The sequence below is a fragment of the Achromobacter denitrificans NBRC 15125 genome (assembly GCF_001571365.1).
GTDB lineage: Bacteria > Pseudomonadota > Gammaproteobacteria > Burkholderiales > Burkholderiaceae_B > Achromobacter > Achromobacter denitrificans.
The window spans coordinates 81,327-97,307 of record NZ_BCTQ01000015.1 but is presented as its reverse complement, the minus strand read 5'-3'; the positions used below and the strand labels follow the sequence as shown (position 1 = coordinate 97,307).

The window sequence follows — 15,981 nt, the reverse complement described above, 5'->3', positions numbered from 1 at the left end:
GGTAGCGGCCAACAACGACGGGAGTGGGAATGGGACGGGGATTGTTGAAAGACGCGCTTGCTGGTGGCGCGTTGACGGCGGGCATGGAGCTCAGGGCCATGCCGGTGATGGTGGCGAGCGCGCTTGCTTCCCTGGCGGCGCCGGCCGCGGTGCATGCGCAGCAACAGGCACAGGTGGATTTCAGCATTCCGGCTCAGCCGCTGGAACATGCCTTGAGGCTGTTTTCGGAACAGTCGCGGCATCAGGTGCTGTTCGATGAAGCCGTGGTGGCGGGCAAGCGCTCACCGGCGGTCAACGGCCGCTACGCGCCGCGGGAAGCGCTGGATCACTTGCTGTCCGGCACCGACGTGCGCGTCAACAGCGCCAGGCCGAACGTGTACACCTTGACGGTGGCGGGGCAATCCTCGTCTGACGCGGTGACGCTGCAATCGGTCACGGTCACCGGCCGCGGCTTGGGCGGTCCGACCACCGAGGGAACCGGCTCGTACACGAGCGATGCCATCACGATCAGCAAGATGACGCAGTCCGTCAGGGAAACGCCGCAGTCGGTCAGCGTGCTCACGCGCCAACTGCTGGACGACAAGAACCTGACCACGCTGGACGAGGCCCTGGCGCAGACGACGGGCGTAACGAAGACGGCAAGAAACTTCGGCAACCATAAGTTCTCGATACGCGGTTTCACGGTAGACGACAACAACTACCTGGTCGACGGCGTGGCCGGCGTGGTCTATGCCCCGGTCGGCTGGCTGCCCATCGACACCGCCGTCTTCGACCGGGTGGAAGTGCTGCGCGGCGCGGCCGGCCTGATGCTGGGCTCGGCGGATCCGAGCGGCGCGATCAACATGGTGCGCAAGCGTCCGCGCGGCGAAGGCCATTTCGAGGGGGCCACGACGGTCGGCTCCTGGGACAACTACCGCATGGAGTTCGACGGCGGCGGCCCGATCAACGAATCGGGCACGGTGCGAGGCCGCCTGGTCACCGCTTACCAGGACCGCCACTACTTCTACGACGGCAGCAAGTCGAAATCGCCCCTGGTCTACGGCGTGATCGACGCCGACGTCGGCCACGACACGACGCTGACGTTCGGCGCGCGCCACCAGGCCACCGACACGGACGGCTACTGGATTTTCGGTTTGCCGCGTTACACCGACGGCGGCGCGCTGGACGTTTCGCGCTCGACCTCGCTGCTCCAGGACTGGAACCGGCAGAAGGGCCAGGTGAACGAAGTGTTTGCCGAGGCCGAGCACCGGTTCAACCAGGACTGGAAGGCGCGCCTGTCGCTCAACCACACCGAGGTCGACCTGGACCAGCGCGTGGCCATTCCGCTCGGCGGCGTGGATCGGGCGACCGGCGTGGGTTCGAGCTTCTACACCACCTATTTCAACAACGCGCACGTGAAGAGCGATGGCATCGACCTGAACACCACGGGCAGTTTCCAGGCGTTGGGCGGCACCCACCAGATCCTGCTCGGCACCAGTTGGTCGCGCCAGCGCGTCAACCAGAAATCGGCGAATCTGGACGACGACACCCCCATCGACGTGTACGATCCCGACCATTCCTCCATCCCCCGGCCCGCGCGTCCCGCCTGGGACAGCAAGGAAACGTCGCGGTTGGAGCAGACCAGCCTGTACGGCAGCATGCGGCTGCAACTGGCGGACCCGCTGCACTTGCTGCTGGGCGGCAAGTTCAGCTGGCTGAAGTACAGGTCGGACGATGGGCTGACGGGCCGGATGACCCGGGACTATGAGCAGAAGCATGAATTCACGCCCTACGCCGGACTGGTCTACGACCTGGACGAGCAATGGTCCGTCTACACCAGCTATGCGGATACCTACCAGCCGCAGAGCACCTATGTGACGGCTTCGGGCAAGCCGCTCGACCCTTCTATCGGCGCCAATTACGAGGCCGGGGTGAAGGGTGAGCTCTACGACGGGCGCTTGAACCTATCCGCGGCGGTGTTCGCCGTGAAGAAGTCCGGCATCGCGGTGGAGGACGTGGCGGCCGCCGGAAGCTGCCCGGGTTCGCTGGCCTCGCCCAATTGCTATCGCAACGGCGGCACCCTGCGCAGCAAGGGCTTCGAACTGGAAGCGAGCGGCGCAATCTCGCCGGGCTGGCAGGTGATGGCGGGCTATACCTACGTCACCAGCCGCGACGACGAGGGCGAGACCATCAGCGCGGAGACCCCGCGCCATCTGTTCCGCCTGTCCACCACGTACCAACTGCCGGGCCGCTGGAATGCCTTCAGCGTCGGCGGCGGGGTGTCGGCGCAAAGCGGCTACTCGTACAAGGCCTACGACGACATTTCGGTGCGCATGGGGGCGCCCGGCCGCGCGGTATGGGATTTGCGCGCGGGCTATCGCATCAACAAGCATTGGTCCGCCAGCCTGAACGTGGCGAACGCGTTCGACAAGGACTATTACGGCATGGTCAGCCAGATCCGGCGCGGCAACCACTACGGCGAGCCTCGCAACGTGATGCTGACCTTGCGGGGCACGTTGTGACCGGCCATGCGCCGGCCGGTCCTCGCGGCGGCCCGGGGACGCAGTCGTGAAGGGCGGATTCCGCCAGAGCATGTCCTGGCTGCACACCTGGTGCGGCCTGACCTGCGGCTGGCTGCTGTGCGCGATCTTCCTGACCGGCACGCTCAGCGTTTTCCGGGAGCCCATCACGCGCTGGATGGAGGCGGGGCCACCGCCCGGTCCCGCCGCCGAGGCTGCCGACGCGCGGCAGTGGCTGGCGCGCGCGACGCAGGAGCTGTCGTCCCGGGCCGCCGGGGCTGCCGCCTGGGACATCTTCTTGCCGGCCCAGCCCGGTTGGCCCGCGCAGCTGTCCTGGCGCGCGGACGATGGCACTGGCCACGACGTCTGGCTGGACTCGCGGACGGGCGCGGCGCAGCCCGCGCCCCGGATACGCGAGACGGAGGGCGGCCGGCATTTCATGTCCTTCCACTACACACTGCACGGCGGCCTGCCGGGCTACTGGCTGGTGGGCTGGATATCCCTGTGCATGCTGGTCGCGCTGGTCTCCGGCGTGGTGGTGCACAAGCGCATCTTCAAGGACTTCTTCACGTTTCGAGCGGGCAAGGGATTGCGCAGCTGGCTGGATGCGCACAATGCCACGGCGGTGCTGACGCTGCCGTTCCTGTTCATGATCGGCTACACCGGGCTGGCGTTCTTCTACACCAGCTACATGCCTTGGCCGCTGCGCGCGGCGTATGGCGACGACGCCGGCGCCTATCGCCGCTATCAGGCGGAGCTTGCGCCCACGCAGCCGGCGCCTCGCGCCGCGGGGCAGGGCGTTGGCGTCGTCCCGGATCTCTACCCCTTGCTGGCGCGAGCTCGCGAACTGACGGGACAGGACGCGGCGCGGATCACCATCGACCGCCCGGGCGGCGCGGGCAGCGTCGTCCTGGTGTCCGGCCGCAAGCCCCTGGCCGGCGCGGCGCCGCGGCTGCTCACCGAGCGTAGCCGGGTGGCATTCGATGCGCATGGCGGAACCGTCTTGCAGCTTGTGCCCGCGCATCACGAAGCGGTGGCGGCGAAGCAGGTCCATGAGACGATCGAAGCCCTGCACAAGGCCGACTTCGGGGGATGGACCATCAAGTGGCTGTACTTCTTCAGCGGCCTGACGGGCACCGCCATGATCGCCATCGGCACGCTGCTGTTCTCCATCAAGCGGCGCAAGAAGAGCGAGCACGAGTTCGGCGACGCCACGGCAAGGATCTACCGTTGCGTCGAGGCCTTGAACGTCGCGGCGCTGGCGGGCATTGCTGTGGCAAGCATCGCCTACTTCTACGGCAACCGGCTGATTCCGGCCGCCTGGCCGGAACGCGGCGCCTGGGAGATACGCGTCTTCTTCGCCGTGTGGGCGGCCACCTTGGTCCACGCACTCTGGCGCTCGCCCCGCCGAGCCTGGATCGAGCAACTGGCCGCGGCCGCCGTGCTCTGCCTGGGGCTGCCGATATTGAACTGGGCAACGACGGGCCGCCACTTGTGGGCCTATGCCGCAAGCGGGGAGACGCTGCCGGCGGCCGTGGAACTCACGGCGCTTGCGTCCGGAGTGCTGCTGGCATGCATGGTCCGCGCGTTGCGGCGGCACTGGCAGGATGCGCCGGCGGGCGCCGCGCAGCCGCCACGGAAGGCGCGGGCCGCCGGCGACGGCGCCGCAACGCATCGGTGGGGGATCGTCAGCCGCGTGATGGCGGCTGGCGCGGGCGGCTATCTGCTGTCCGCCCTGGCCATGTCGGCGCTGGCGCTGATCTGGCCGGCCGTGGCCGGCGTTTCGCAGGCAGTCGGCGTGCTGGCCGGAACGCTGTTGAGCTTCGTGGTGTACACCGCCATCGGGGTGGGCGTGTTCGGCGCCCGTAGCGCGGGACGGGCGTGGACGCTGATCGCGGTCGCTTGCCTGGTGTCGGGCCTGGCGCTGCTCGGTCTGCGCGCCTAGGGGGCGAGCCGTCGGGCATGGCGCTTGCTGGTACGGGGCGGCGGCGGCTTTCGCCGCAATTCCCGATAGGTGCAACGATGCTCGACATCCATTTTGAATTGGCTCCGCGTCCGGTAACGATGGCGACCACGCCGCCGCCGGGAACGCCCGACCACCGTCCGCCGCCCGTCAACCCGGACGACGCCGGCGACAGCGCCCAAGGCGACGAGGTGCCCGACGAGGACATCGAGCCCGCCGATACGACGGCCGAGGACGACGACGACACGTCCGGTCGGGCGCCTGGATAAGCCTGCGGGGCGTCTAAAATGGCGCTCCGATCATTTCGCGGCGCGCATCGCGCCGCCTGCCCAGGTTCCTTCCATGCAAGCAAACACGTCCGCCGCGCAGCCGGCATCCGCCACGCCGCCGCAACGCCAGAGATTCGAGTCGCTCGCGCGGACGCTGGAAACGGAGCGCGCCCGCCTGCGCTTGTGGCAGACCGTGCAGCCGGAGTACCAGAAGAAATACGAAGACGCGCTGGCGCCGCTGGAAACGGTCGAAGTCGAGCTGAAGGCCAGGCTGGTGGCCTGCTTCGACCATGCCTGCAAGCAGAAGGAACTGACCAAGGCGGAACGGGCCCTGGCGTCCGAAATCGCGGCGCAGCTGGCGCAGGAGACGCTGGACGCCATGGTGCTGGACGGCACGCCGGCGGAATGCGATCTGGAGAGGTTGAAGGCCCTGTATCTGAAGCATGGCGGCTCGGACTACGACGCCGAGCTGGAGGACGAAGAGGGCAAAGAGGACGAGGACAACGCGCCGACGCCGCCAGGACCGGCGGACGGCGCCCCAAATCCGGAGGCGCTCGCGGAAATCGAGGCGCTGGCGGCCGCCGGCCCCGAGCGGCAGGCCGAGATCGACGAGGACCGCTACGCGCAATACAACCGGGCGCTGGAGGCGCAGCTTGCCATCCTGGCTGGCGCCATTGCGGCGGCGGAAGACGGCTTCAAGGCCAAATACCACTTCGACCCCGCGCAATCCATCGATCCCGCGGACCTGATGGAAGACCTGGATGCGGAAATCGCCGATGCCCAGGAATACATCGGCGAACTCGAATTCGAACTATCGCAGTTCGTCGACATGCAGCAGGTCAAGGCCTGGCTCAAGGCCATGAAGCAGCAGCTGGCGGCCACGCGCCGGCGCGAAACGCGCGGCTGAACGCGGCGGGCGCTCAGGCGGCGGGGCGCCGGACCGCCGGCACCACGCGCATCACGGGCGCGGCGGCCTGGGGCGCATCGGCCCGCGGCCGGATCATCAGGGGGAAGAAGCGCCACAGGTACAGCGCGAAGGCCAGCGCCCAGGCGGTGGCCGAGGCGTGCAGCAGGCCGAGCATGGCGGTGGTGGGCAGCAGGGCGGCCAGGCGCAGCAGCGCGGCCAGGATGACCAGCGCGTAGCTGGCGACCATGCTGCGGTCCGTCTGCAGCGGCCGCCCCAGGTGGCCCAGCGCGGTGCGCGTCACCATGCCGATGATCAGCACCGAGAACCCGGCCACGCCGATTACGTGCGCGGGCCAGGCGGTGCGCAGCACGTAGCCGGCCAGTTGCGCCGCGCCGACCAGCAGGCCGATGCCCAGGCCGAGATAGCCCGCGTACAGAATCCACAGCAGCGGCACGCGGCGCGCCGCCCAGGGCTTCCACGATATCCATTGCGCCAGGGCGATCAGGCCGGTCGCGGCCAGGGCCAGCGCGGCGACCCGCGGCCGGTCCGCCAGCAGGCAGGCGATGGCGAGCGCGCCCGCGCCCAGCTGCCAGTGGCCGCTGCGCGTGTGCGGCGGGATGTCCAGCCCGGCCACGGCCCGCTTCGCGAAGAAGGGCAGGATGCGGCGGGCGATCAGGAGCGTCAGCACGGCCATGCTGAGCAGGCCGGCATTGAAGTAGCGCATCAGCGCGAAGTAGTCGCCCTGCACCGTGGCCCAGAGATAGAGCGCGTTGGTGGCGCCCAGCGCCAGCAGCAGCAGGGGCACCCCATAGTTGCGCCGGTTGCGCGTGACGGCCACGGCGCGGCCCAGCGCGGCGGCGGCCCACAGGAAGAACAGCAGGTCGGCCGCCGCGGCGACGACGAACGCGGGCCGTCCCGGAACCAGATAGCCCACGCGCGCCACGATCCACACCGCGCAGAGCGCCGCCAGGGCGTTGCCGCGCAAGGGGTTCTTGCCGGTCCAGTTGGCGCCCGCCGTCAGCAGGAACCCCGCGGCGATGGTGGCGACGAAACCCCACAGCATTTCGTGCGCATGCCAGGGCATGCCGCCCAGCACGCCGGTCAGCAGGCTCGGGGCGTGCACCCATAGCAGCACGGAGGCCAGCGCCCAGAAGCAGCCGCCCAGGTACAGCGGGCGGAACCCCATTTCGGTGAAGGCGCGCCACTGCGGGCGCGCGCGGCGCGAGGCCTGGTCGGGTTCGTCGATGTTCAGCAGCGTGCTCACTTTTGATTACCTTCATGCTGCGCATTCCGGTATTCGCCCTTGGGGCGGCCCGGCGTGCTCATGGGGACCTGCGGGTTTAAAGGTGTATTTGAAATACATATTAATACGCCAGACGCTTCCCCGCCAGCGCCGGAAATTGATCCAGCGCAAGCCCGGCCGGAACTCCGGGGTGACTAGACACATCGGCATGGGGCTTCTGGTCAGCCGGCGAATGGCCCCCTCGGCGCGCTGTCCCTAGGCTAGCGACAAGTGAGAAGTCTTCGAGAGCAAAGCGAGAGCAACCATGGCAGCAAGTCATTCCTCGGCCGGCGCGCCGATGCGGGTCCTGATATCCAGTACGTTCGCCTTCACCATCTGTTTCGCGGTGTGGATGATCTTCGCCGTGCTGGGCATCCCCATCAAGACGCAGCTGGGCCTGTCCGAAACGCAGTTCGGCCTGTTGGCCGCCATGCCGGTGCTGACCGGTTCGCTGGTGCGGGTGCCGCTGGGCATCTGGACGGACCGCTACGGCGGCCGCCCGGTGTTCTTCATCCTGATGCTGCTGGCCGTCGTGCCGATCTGGCTGATGTCCTATGCGACGGAATACTGGCAGTTCCTGGTGCTGGCGCTGTTCGTGGGCCTGACGGGCGGTTCGTTCTCGGTGGGCACGCCCTACGTGGCGCGCTGGTTCCCGCGCAACAAGCAGGGGCTGGCCATGGGCGTGTTCGGCGCCGGCAACTCGGGCTCCGCCATCACCAAGTTCGTGGCGCCGGCCCTGATCGCGGCGGCCGGCGGCTCCTGGGTCATCGTGCCCAAGGTGTACGCGGTGGCGCTGTTGGTCACGGCCATCCTGTTCTGGGTGTTTTCGGCGTCCGATCCGTCGCACCGCGTCAAGAGCGGCGCAAGCCTCTCGGCGCAGTTCGCCATGCTGAAGGACCCCCGCGTCTGGCGCTATTGCCAGTACTACTCGGTGGTGTTCGGCGGCTACGTGGCCCTGGCGCTGTGGATGACCAAGTACTACATCGGCGAGTACGGCTTCGACATGAAGCTGGCGGCGCTGCTGGCGGCCTGCTTCTCGCTGCCCGGCGGCGTGCTGCGCGCCGTGGGCGGATGGATCTCCGACCGCTACGGCGCCTACAAGACGACCTGGTGGGTCATGTGGGTGTGCTGGGTGGCCTTCTTCATCCTCAGCTATCCGCAGACGCATTTCACCGTGCTGACCGCCGGCGGCCCGCGCAGCTTCGACATCGCGCTGGGACCGGTCAGCTTCACCGTCCTGCTGTTCATCGTGGGCATCGCGATGGCGATCGGCAAGGCCTCGGTCTTCAAGTTCATCTCTGACGAGTTCGGCGAGAACATCGGCGCCGTCTCCGGCATCGTCGGCCTGGCCGGCGGCCTGGGCGGGTTCGTGCTGCCCATCATGTTCGGCGTGCTGCTGGACCTGACCGGCATCCGCTCCAGCGCCTTCATGCTGCTGTACGGCACCGTCTGCGTCTCCCTCATTTTCATGCACTTCAGTTTCCGGCCGGAAAGCGCGGCCATTGCCCGGCAGCAAGCCGCCTGATTTACCCGTACCTCCTGCGAGAATCCTATGTCCACTCAAGTCCTTTCCCGCTGGGAGCCGGATAATCCCGGCTTCTGGAAACAGACCGGCGCGCGCGTCGCCAACCGCAACCTCTGGATCTCGATCCCGGCGCTGATGCTGGCCTTCAGCATCTGGATGCTGTGGAGCGTGGTGGTGGTCAACCTGGACCGCGCCGGCTTCATGCTGTCCAAGAACCAGATGTTCTGGCTCACGGCGCTGCCCGCGCTGTCGGGCGCGACCCTGCGGATCTTCTATTCCTTCCTGGTGCCCGTCTTCGGCGGACGCAAGTGGACGGCCATCTCCACCGCCTCGCTGCTGATCCCGGCGCTGGGCATGGGTTTCGCGCTGCGCGACCCGACCACCACCTTTCCGACGCTGCTGATCCTGGCGCTGCTGTGCGGCCTGGGCGGCGGCAACTTCAGCTCCAGCATGGCCAATATCAGCTTCTTCTTCCCCAAGGAGAAGAAAGGCCTGGCGACGGGGCTGAACGCGGGCATCGGCAACCTGGGCGTGTCGCTGGTGCAGTTCGTGGTGCCGGTGGTGATCTCGGTGGGCGTCTTCGGCGTGGCCGGCGGCGCGCCGCAGGAAGTGACCGTGAACGGGGCGCAGCAGAACCTGTGGCTGCAGAACGCCGGCTTCGTCTGGGTGGTGCCGATCGCGCTGGCCTCCATCGCCGCGTGGTTCGGCATGAACGATATCGCCGACGCCCGCGCGTCCTTCGCCGACCAGGCCGTGATTTTCAAGCGCAAGCACAACTGGCTGATGTGCTGGCTGTACGTGGGCACCTTCGGCTCCTTCATCGGCTTCTCGGCGGGCTTCGCCATGCTGACCAAGACACTGTTCCCGCAGGTCGATCCCATGGCCTACGCGTTCCTGGGGCCGCTGGTCGGCTCGCTGACGCGCCCCGTGGGCGGCTGGGTGTCGGACAAGGTGGGCGGCGCGCGGGTCACGCTGTTCACCTTCGCGGCCATGATCGCGGCCGTGCTGGGCGTGATCGCTTTCCTGCCGGTCGGCGGCCGCCCGGGGGATTTCACGGGTTTCCTGTCGATGTTCATCGTGCTGTTCGCCTTGACCGGCCTGGGCAACGGTTCGACGTTCCGGATGATCCCGGTGATCTTCCTGCGCGAGCGCACGCAGGCCGCCAAGGGCAAGGATGCCGCCGCGCAGAAGCAGGCGCAGGCCGACGCCGCCAAGGAATCGGCGGCCGTTCTCGGCTTCTCGGGCGCGATCGGGGCCTACGGCGGCTTCTTCATCCCGCGCAGCTTCGGCACCTCGCTGGAGATGACGGGCAGCGTGCAGGCCGCGCTGTATTGCTTCATCGGCTTCTACGCCACCTGCCTGGTGATCACCTGGTGGTACTACGGGCGGCGCAATGCGCCGGTGCCGTGCTGAGGCGCCGGATCGGCCTGGCCGGGGTGTCTAGTCATTCTGCCGCGCCCGGCCTATGCCACCGGGGAATGGTCCTAGAAGCGGGCCGCGCCTAAAGTGGTTTCAACAGCATCGATCGCAGTACGCGCCGGCGGGGCCGGCGCTCTTGGAGAATAGAGAATGAGTCATTTTCTGGACCGGTTGAAGTTCATGTCGCGGGTGAAGTCCACCTTCGCGGACGGTCACGGCGAAACGGTCAACGAAGACCGCAAGTGGGAGAACGCCTACCGCGCCCGCTGGCAGCACGACAAGGTGGTGCGCTCGACGCACGGGGTGAACTGCACGGGCTCCTGCTCCTGGAAGGTGTACGTGAAGAACGGCCTGATCACCTGGGAAACGCAGCAGACGGACTACCCGCGCACGCGGCCCGACCTCCCCAACCATGAGCCCCGCGGCTGTCCGCGAGGCGCCTCCTACAGCTGGTACGTGTATTCGGCGCAGCGCGTGAAGTATCCGATGATCCGCGGCCGCCTGATGGAAATGTGGCGCGAGGCCCGCAAGACCATGGATCCGATCGCCGCCTGGGAATGGATCAGCCAGGACCCGGTCCGCGCCAAGCGCTATAAGGCCGTGCGCGGCCTGGGCGGGTTCGTGCGCGCCGACTGGGATACCGCGACCGAGATCATCGCCGCCGCCAACGCGTTCACGATCAAGAAGTTCGGCCCCGACCGCCTGATCGGCTTTTCGCCCATCCCGGCCATGTCCATGGTCAGCTACGCCGCCGGCGCCCGCTACCTGAGCCTGCTGGGCGGCGCCTGCCTGAGCTTCTACGACTGGTACTGCGACCTGCCGCCGGCCAGCCCGCAGGTGTGGGGCGAGCAGACCGACGTGCCGGAATCGGCCGATTGGTACAACTCGACCTATCTCATGGTGTGGGGCTCCAACGTGCCCCAGACCCGCACGCCCGACGCCCACTTCTATACCGAAGTCCGCTACAAGGGCACCAAGACCGTGGCCGTGTCGAGCGACTTCGGCGAAATGGTGAAGTTCGGCGACATCTGGCTGGCCCCGAAGCAGGGCACCGACGCCGCGCTGGCGATGGCCATGGGCCACGTGATCCTGAAGGAATTCCACCTCTCGGGCGCGTCGACCTATTTCCGCCACTATGTCCGCCGCTACACCGACATGCCCATGCTGGTGCTGCTGAAGGAGCGCGACGGCTTCTACGCGCCCGACCATTTCCTGCGCGCCTCGCACCTGGACGGCGCCCTGGGCGAACAGAACAACCCGGATTGGAAGACGCTGGTGCTGGACGCCGGCACCGGCGACCTGGTGGCGCCCAACGGCAGCATCGGCTTCCGCTGGGGCGAAGGCGCGGTCAATGGCGGCGAGAAGGTGGGCCGCTGGAACCTGGAGTCCAAGGACGGCGGCAGCGGCCGCGAGATCGAGCCCGTGCTGACGCTGGTGGGCAAGTCCGACGCCGTGGTCGGCGTGGGTTTCCCGTACTTCGGCAGCGAGCACGGCGAACTGCAGGTGCGCAACGTCCCGGCGCGGCGCATCCGGATGGCCGACGGCAGCGAGGCCCTGGTGGCCACGGTGTACGACCTGCAGATGGCCAACTACGGCCTGGACCGCGGCCTGGGCGGCGGCAACGTCGCCACCTCCTATGACGACGACGTGCCCTACACGCCGGCCTGGCAGGAAAAGCACACCGGCGTGCCGCGCGCGCAAGTGATCCAGGTGGCGCGCGAGTTCGCGCAGAACGCCCACGATACCGAAGGCAAGTCCATGGTCATCGTCGGCGCCGGCCTGAACCACTGGTACCACATGGACATGATCTACCGCGGCATCATCAATATGCTGATGATGTGCGGCTGCGTGGGCAAGAGCGGCGGCGGCTGGGCGCACTACGTGGGCCAGGAAAAGCTGCGCCCGCAGTTCGGCTGGGCCCCGCTGGCCTTCGCCTCCGACTGGGTGCGCCCGCCGCGGCAGATGAACGGCACCTCGTTCTTCTACGCCCACACCAGCCAGTGGCGCCATGAGAAGCTGAACGTGCAGGAAGTGCTGGGCCCCACCGCCGACCGCGGCAAGTACGGCGATCTCAGCATGATCGACCTGAACGCCCGCGCCGAGCGCATGGGCTGGCTGCCGTCCGCGCCGCAGTTGCGCGGCAACCCGCTGGATCTGGTCGCCGAGGCGGACGCCGCCGGCAAGGACCCGGTGGCCCACGCCGTCGAGAAGATGAAGTCGGGCGAACTGCAGATGGCGTGCGAGAACCCGGACGACCCCGCCAACTTCCCGCGCAATATGTTCGTGTGGCGCTCCAACATCCTGGGCTCCAGCGGCAAGGGCCACGAGTACTTCCTGAAGTACCTGCTGGGCACGCAGAACGCCGTATTCGGCGACGAGGCCCACGCGATCAAGCCGACGGAAGTCACCCGCGAGGACGACGCGGCCGAAGGCAAGCTCGACCTGCTGACGGTGCTGGACTTCCGCATGAGCACGACCTGCCTGTACGGCGACATCGTGCTGCCCACCGCGACCTGGTACGAAAAGGACGATCTCAACACCTCGGACATGCACCCGTTCATCCACCCGCTGAGCGAAGCCGTGCAGCCGCTGTGGGAAAGCAAGACCGACTGGGAGATCTACAAGCTGCTGGCCAAGCGCTTCAGCGAGATCGGCGGCCCGTACCTGGGCAAGCGCCGCGACCTGGTGCTGACGCCGCTGATGCACGACACCCCGGGAGAACTGGGCCAGGCCTTCGAGCCGCGCGACTGGAAGCTGGGCGAATGCGACCTGGTGCCGGGCAAGACCGCCCCGTCCATGACGGTGGTCGAGCGCGACTACAACGACATCTACCGCAAGTTCACGTCGGTCGGCCCCTTGCTGGACAAGCTGGGCAACGGCGGCAAGGGCATCAACTGGAACACCGAGCATGAAGTGCGCGAGCTCGCGGGCATCAACGACAGCGTGGCCGACACCGGTGTGAGCCAGGGCCGTCCGCGCCTGGACACCGCGATCGACGCGGCCGAGATGATCCTGACCTTCGCGCCCGAAACCAACGGCCACGTGTCCGTCAAGGCCTGGGAAGCGCTAGGCAAGATCACCGGGCGCGACCACACCCACCTGGCCGTGGGCCGCGAGCACGACAAGATCCGCTTCCGCGACATCCAGGCGCAGCCGCGCAAGATCATCTCCGCGCCGACCTGGTCGGGCCTGGAGAGCGAAGAGGTCAGCTACAACGCCGGCTATACCAACGTGCATGAGCTGATCCCATGGCGCACGCTGACCGGCCGCCAGCAGTTCTACCAGGATCACCGCTGGATGCTGGACTTCGGCGAGGGCTTCTGCGTCTACAAGCCGGCCATCGACACCAAGACGGTCGCGCCCATGCTGGGCCGCTATCCGAACGGCGAGAAGGAATTGGTCCTGAACTGGCTGACGCCGCACCAGAAGTGGGGCATCCACAGCACGTACTCGGACAACCTGCGCATGCTGACGCTGAGCCGCGGCGGCCCCCACGTGTGGGTGTCGGAAGCCGAGGCCAAGCAGGCCGGGCTGGTCGACAACGACTGGGTCGAGGTGTTCAACGTGAACGGCACGCTCACCGCCCGGGTGGTGGTCAGCCAGCGCGTTCCGGTGGGCATGTGCCTGATGTACCACGCCCAGGAAAAGATCGTGAACGTGCCTGGCGCCGAAACCAGCGGCAAGCGCGGCGGCATCCACAACTCGGTCACGCGCACGGTGCTCAAGCCCACGCACATGATCGGCGGCTATGCCCAGCAGGCCTACGGCTTCAACTATTACGGCACGGTGGGCGCCAACCGCGACGAGTTCGTGGTGCTGCGCAAGATGAAGAAGGTGGACTGGCTCGAAGGTCCGCTGGTCGAAACGCAACAAGAAGAGAAGCAATCATGAGGATACGCGCGCAAATCGGCATGGTGCTGAACCTGGACAAGTGCATTGGCTGCCACACTTGCTCGGTCACCTGCAAGAACGTCTGGACCAGCCGCGACGGCGTCGAGTACGCCTGGTTCAACAACGTCGAGACCAAGCCCGGCATCGGCTATCCGAAGGAATGGGAGAACCAGGCCAAGTGGAAGGGCGGCTGGCAACGCACGGCCGCGGGCAAGCTGGAACCGCGCCAGGGGGGCAAGCTGCGCATCCTGGCCAACCTGTTCGCCAACCCGAACCTGCCGCAGATCGACGACTACTACGAGCCGTTCACTTTCGACTACGAGCATCTGAAGAACGCGCCCCTGTCGCAGACGCCGCCGACGGCCCGCCCCGTGTCCGTGCTGACGGGCAAGAAGATGGATAAGATCCATTGGGGCCCGAACTGGGAAGACGACCTGGGCGGCGAATTCAGCTCCCGCAGCCGCGACGCGCTGTTCGAGGGCGTGCAGAAAGAGATGTACTCGACCTTCGAGAACACCTTCATGATGTACCTGCCGCGCCTGTGCGAACACTGCCTGAATCCGGCCTGTGTCGCGAGTTGCCCGTCGGGCTCCATCTACAAGCGCGAGGACGACGGCATCGTGCTGGTCGACCAGGACAAGTGCCGCGGCTGGCGCATGTGCATCTCGGGCTGCCCGTACAAGAAGATCTACTACAACTGGAACAGCGGCAAGGCCGAGAAGTGCACCTTCTGCTATCCGCGCATCGAGGCCGGCCAGCCGACCGTCTGCTCGGAAACCTGCGTGGGCCGCATCCGCTACCTGGGCGTGCTGCTGTACGACGCCGACCGCATCGAATCCGCGGCGGCCACCGCCAACGAGCAGGACCTGTACCAATCCCAGCTGGACCTGTTCCTGGATCCGCACTCGCCCGAGGTGATCGCCGCCGCGCGCGAGCAGGGCATCCCGGAAGCCTGGCTGGAGGCCGCCCGCAACTCGCCCGTCTACAAGATGGCGGTGCAATGGCGCGTCGCGTTCCCGCTGCATCCGGAGTACCGCACGCTGCCGATGGTGTGGTACATCCCGCCGCTGTCGCCCATCCAGTCGGCCGCCGAGTCCGGCCAGATGCCGCGGCGCACCGTGGGCAAGAGCGCCATGATCCCGGACGTGTCCAGCCTGCGCATCCCGGTGCGCTACCTGGCCAACCTGCTTACGGCCGGCAAGGAGGCGCCGGTGGTGCAGGCGCTGGAGCGCATGCTGGCCATGCGCGCCTACAAGCGCTCGGAATCGGTGCATGGCGAGCGCGACACGGCGCTGCTGGACCAGGTCGGCCTGTCGGAGGCGACGGTGCAGGACATGTACAAGATCATGGCCATCGCCGACTACGAGGACCGCTTCGTGGTGCCCAGCAGCCACAAGGAAATGGTCGAGGACAGCTTCAACGAGAAGGGCAGCTGCGGCTTCACCTTCGGCAACGGCTGCTCCGGCGGCGTGTCGGAAGGCACCCTGTTCGGACGCAAGCCCCAGGGCAGCGAGATCTTCATCGAGATGCCGAAATCCCGCAAGAAGGCCGCCACGGCCTAGGAAAGGAGAAAACCATGAGTCCGTACCGCCTGCTTTCCGCCTTGCTCTGCTATCCCGAAACCGACCTGCTGGACGCGCTGGGCGAGGTGGAAGCCGCGCTGGCCGCCTATCCGGATGCCGAGGAAACCCTGCAGCCGCTGATGGAGTACCTGGCCACCCACGACCTGATCTCGCTGCAGGAGAACTACGTGGCCACGTTCGACCGCAACCGTTCGCATTCCCTGCACCTGTTCGAGCACGTGCACGGCGAAAGCCGCGACCGGGGCCAGGCCATGGTGGACCTGCTGGACACCTACCGCGAACATGGCTTCGAGCCGGTCGTGTCCGAGCTGCCCGACCACGTGCCGCTGTTCCTGGAGTTCCTGGGAGTGGTCGATCCCGACCTGGCCCAGGAGCTGTTGGACGACGCTATCCACGTGCTGGCCGCCATCGGCTCGCGCCTGGCCAGGAGCGAAAGCCCCTACGCGTGCATCTTCGCGGTGCTGCGCGCGCAGTCGCGGGTCGTGCCGCGCGAACAGACCGAGGCGCCCGTGCGCGACATGGACGAGGCGATGGAGACGTTCGGCGCCGGCGCGGACGGCGTGGAGCCGCTGCTGCGGCCGTTTTCGGGCGACGGCGCGCAAACCGTGCGCTTCTATCCCCGCCCGGCCCATTAACCTTCAGGA

10 protein-coding genes are annotated in these 15,981 nt (G+C 67.4%); 9 read left to right on the top strand and 1 reads right to left on the bottom strand.

Features of this window, described 5'->3' with window-relative positions:
* The first annotated feature begins 29 nt into the window (after nucleotides 1-29).
* The 4 genes from ADE01S_RS14520 to ADE01S_RS14510 all read left to right on the top strand — a co-directional run bounded on the left by ADE01S_RS14520 (nucleotide 30) and on the right by ADE01S_RS14510 (nucleotide 5,637).
* Nucleotides 30-2,501: a TonB-dependent siderophore receptor gene (locus ADE01S_RS14520; RefSeq protein WP_062682404.1), complete on the top strand. Its 2,472-nt coding sequence runs from the start codon at nucleotides 30-32 to the stop codon at nucleotides 2,499-2,501.
* Nucleotides 2,502-2,571: 70 nt separating this feature from the next.
* Entirely contained in the window at nucleotides 2,572-4,443 is a 1,872-nt protein-coding gene (locus ADE01S_RS14515) for a PepSY-associated TM helix domain-containing protein (protein WP_075873420.1), read from the top strand.
* Between the two features lie 77 nt (nucleotides 4,444-4,520).
* On the top strand, nucleotides 4,521-4,730 hold the full coding sequence (locus ADE01S_RS31580; RefSeq protein WP_131828749.1) for a hypothetical protein: 210 nt from the start codon (nucleotides 4,521-4,523) through the stop codon (nucleotides 4,728-4,730).
* 73 nt (nucleotides 4,731-4,803) lie between these two features.
* Complete coding sequence (locus ADE01S_RS14510) at nucleotides 4,804-5,637, top strand: hypothetical protein (RefSeq protein WP_062682402.1); 834 nt, start codon at nucleotides 4,804-4,806, stop codon at nucleotides 5,635-5,637.
* Nucleotides 5,638-5,650: 13 nt separating this feature from the next.
* On the opposite strand, the gene ADE01S_RS14505 is transcribed toward ADE01S_RS14510, so the two are convergent.
* A complete protein-coding gene (locus ADE01S_RS14505; RefSeq protein WP_062682401.1) occupies nucleotides 5,651-6,901 on the bottom strand; it encodes an NnrS family protein in 1,251 nt (416 codons plus the stop codon).
* Between the two features lie 283 nt (nucleotides 6,902-7,184).
* On the opposite strand from ADE01S_RS14505, the gene ADE01S_RS14500 reads away from it, so the two are divergent.
* The 5 genes from ADE01S_RS14500 (at nucleotide 7,185) to narJ (ending at nucleotide 15,972) form a co-directional block, all read left to right on the top strand.
* Nucleotides 7,185-8,444, top strand: a complete 1,260-nt coding sequence (locus ADE01S_RS14500; RefSeq protein ID WP_062682400.1) for an MFS transporter — start codon at nucleotides 7,185-7,187, stop codon at nucleotides 8,442-8,444.
* 27 nt (nucleotides 8,445-8,471) lie between these two features.
* Entirely contained in the window at nucleotides 8,472-9,857 is a 1,386-nt protein-coding gene (locus ADE01S_RS14495) for a NarK family nitrate/nitrite MFS transporter (RefSeq protein WP_062682399.1), read from the top strand.
* Between the two features lie 156 nt (nucleotides 9,858-10,013).
* Nucleotides 10,014-13,754 carry a nitrate reductase subunit alpha gene (locus tag ADE01S_RS14490; RefSeq protein WP_062682398.1) on the top strand — a complete coding sequence of 1,247 codons (3,741 nt, stop codon included), beginning with the start codon at nucleotides 10,014-10,016 and terminating at the stop codon, nucleotides 13,752-13,754.
* The gene (narH, locus tag ADE01S_RS14485; protein WP_062682397.1) at nucleotides 13,751-15,316 is read left to right on the top strand and encodes a nitrate reductase subunit beta; all 1,566 of its coding nucleotides are present in this window, start codon (nucleotides 13,751-13,753) and stop codon (nucleotides 15,314-15,316) included. The genes ADE01S_RS14490 and narH overlap by 4 nt, the downstream gene beginning before the upstream one ends.
* Before the next feature lie 14 nt (nucleotides 15,317-15,330).
* Nucleotides 15,331-15,972: a nitrate reductase molybdenum cofactor assembly chaperone gene (narJ, locus tag ADE01S_RS14480; protein WP_062682396.1), complete on the top strand. Its 642-nt coding sequence runs from the start codon at nucleotides 15,331-15,333 to the stop codon at nucleotides 15,970-15,972.
* Nucleotides 15,973-15,981 lie beyond the last annotated feature (9 nt).

What these genes read in the sequence shown, in the direction of transcription:
- ADE01S_RS14500 (WP_062682400.1), top strand. Translation starts at nt 7,185, where the DNA reads ATGGCAGCAAGTCATTCCTCGGCCGGCGCGCCGATGCGGGTCCTGATA.
- ADE01S_RS14490 (WP_062682398.1), top strand. Translation starts at nt 10,014, where the DNA reads ATGAGTCATTTTCTGGACCGGTTGAAGTTCATGTCGCGGGTGAAGTCC.
- ADE01S_RS14495 (WP_062682399.1), top strand. Translation starts at nt 8,472, where the DNA reads ATGTCCACTCAAGTCCTTTCCCGCTGGGAGCCGGATAATCCCGGCTTC.
- narH (WP_062682397.1), top strand. Translation starts at nt 13,751, where the DNA reads ATGAGGATACGCGCGCAAATCGGCATGGTGCTGAACCTGGACAAGTGC.
- ADE01S_RS14515 (WP_075873420.1), top strand. Translation starts at nt 2,572, where the DNA reads ATGTCCTGGCTGCACACCTGGTGCGGCCTGACCTGCGGCTGGCTGCTG.
- narJ (WP_062682396.1), top strand. Translation starts at nt 15,331, where the DNA reads ATGAGTCCGTACCGCCTGCTTTCCGCCTTGCTCTGCTATCCCGAAACC.
- ADE01S_RS14520 (WP_062682404.1), top strand. Translation starts at nt 30, where the DNA reads ATGGGACGGGGATTGTTGAAAGACGCGCTTGCTGGTGGCGCGTTGACG.
- ADE01S_RS14510 (WP_062682402.1), top strand. Translation starts at nt 4,804, where the DNA reads ATGCAAGCAAACACGTCCGCCGCGCAGCCGGCATCCGCCACGCCGCCG.
- ADE01S_RS31580 (WP_131828749.1), top strand. Translation starts at nt 4,521, where the DNA reads ATGCTCGACATCCATTTTGAATTGGCTCCGCGTCCGGTAACGATGGCG.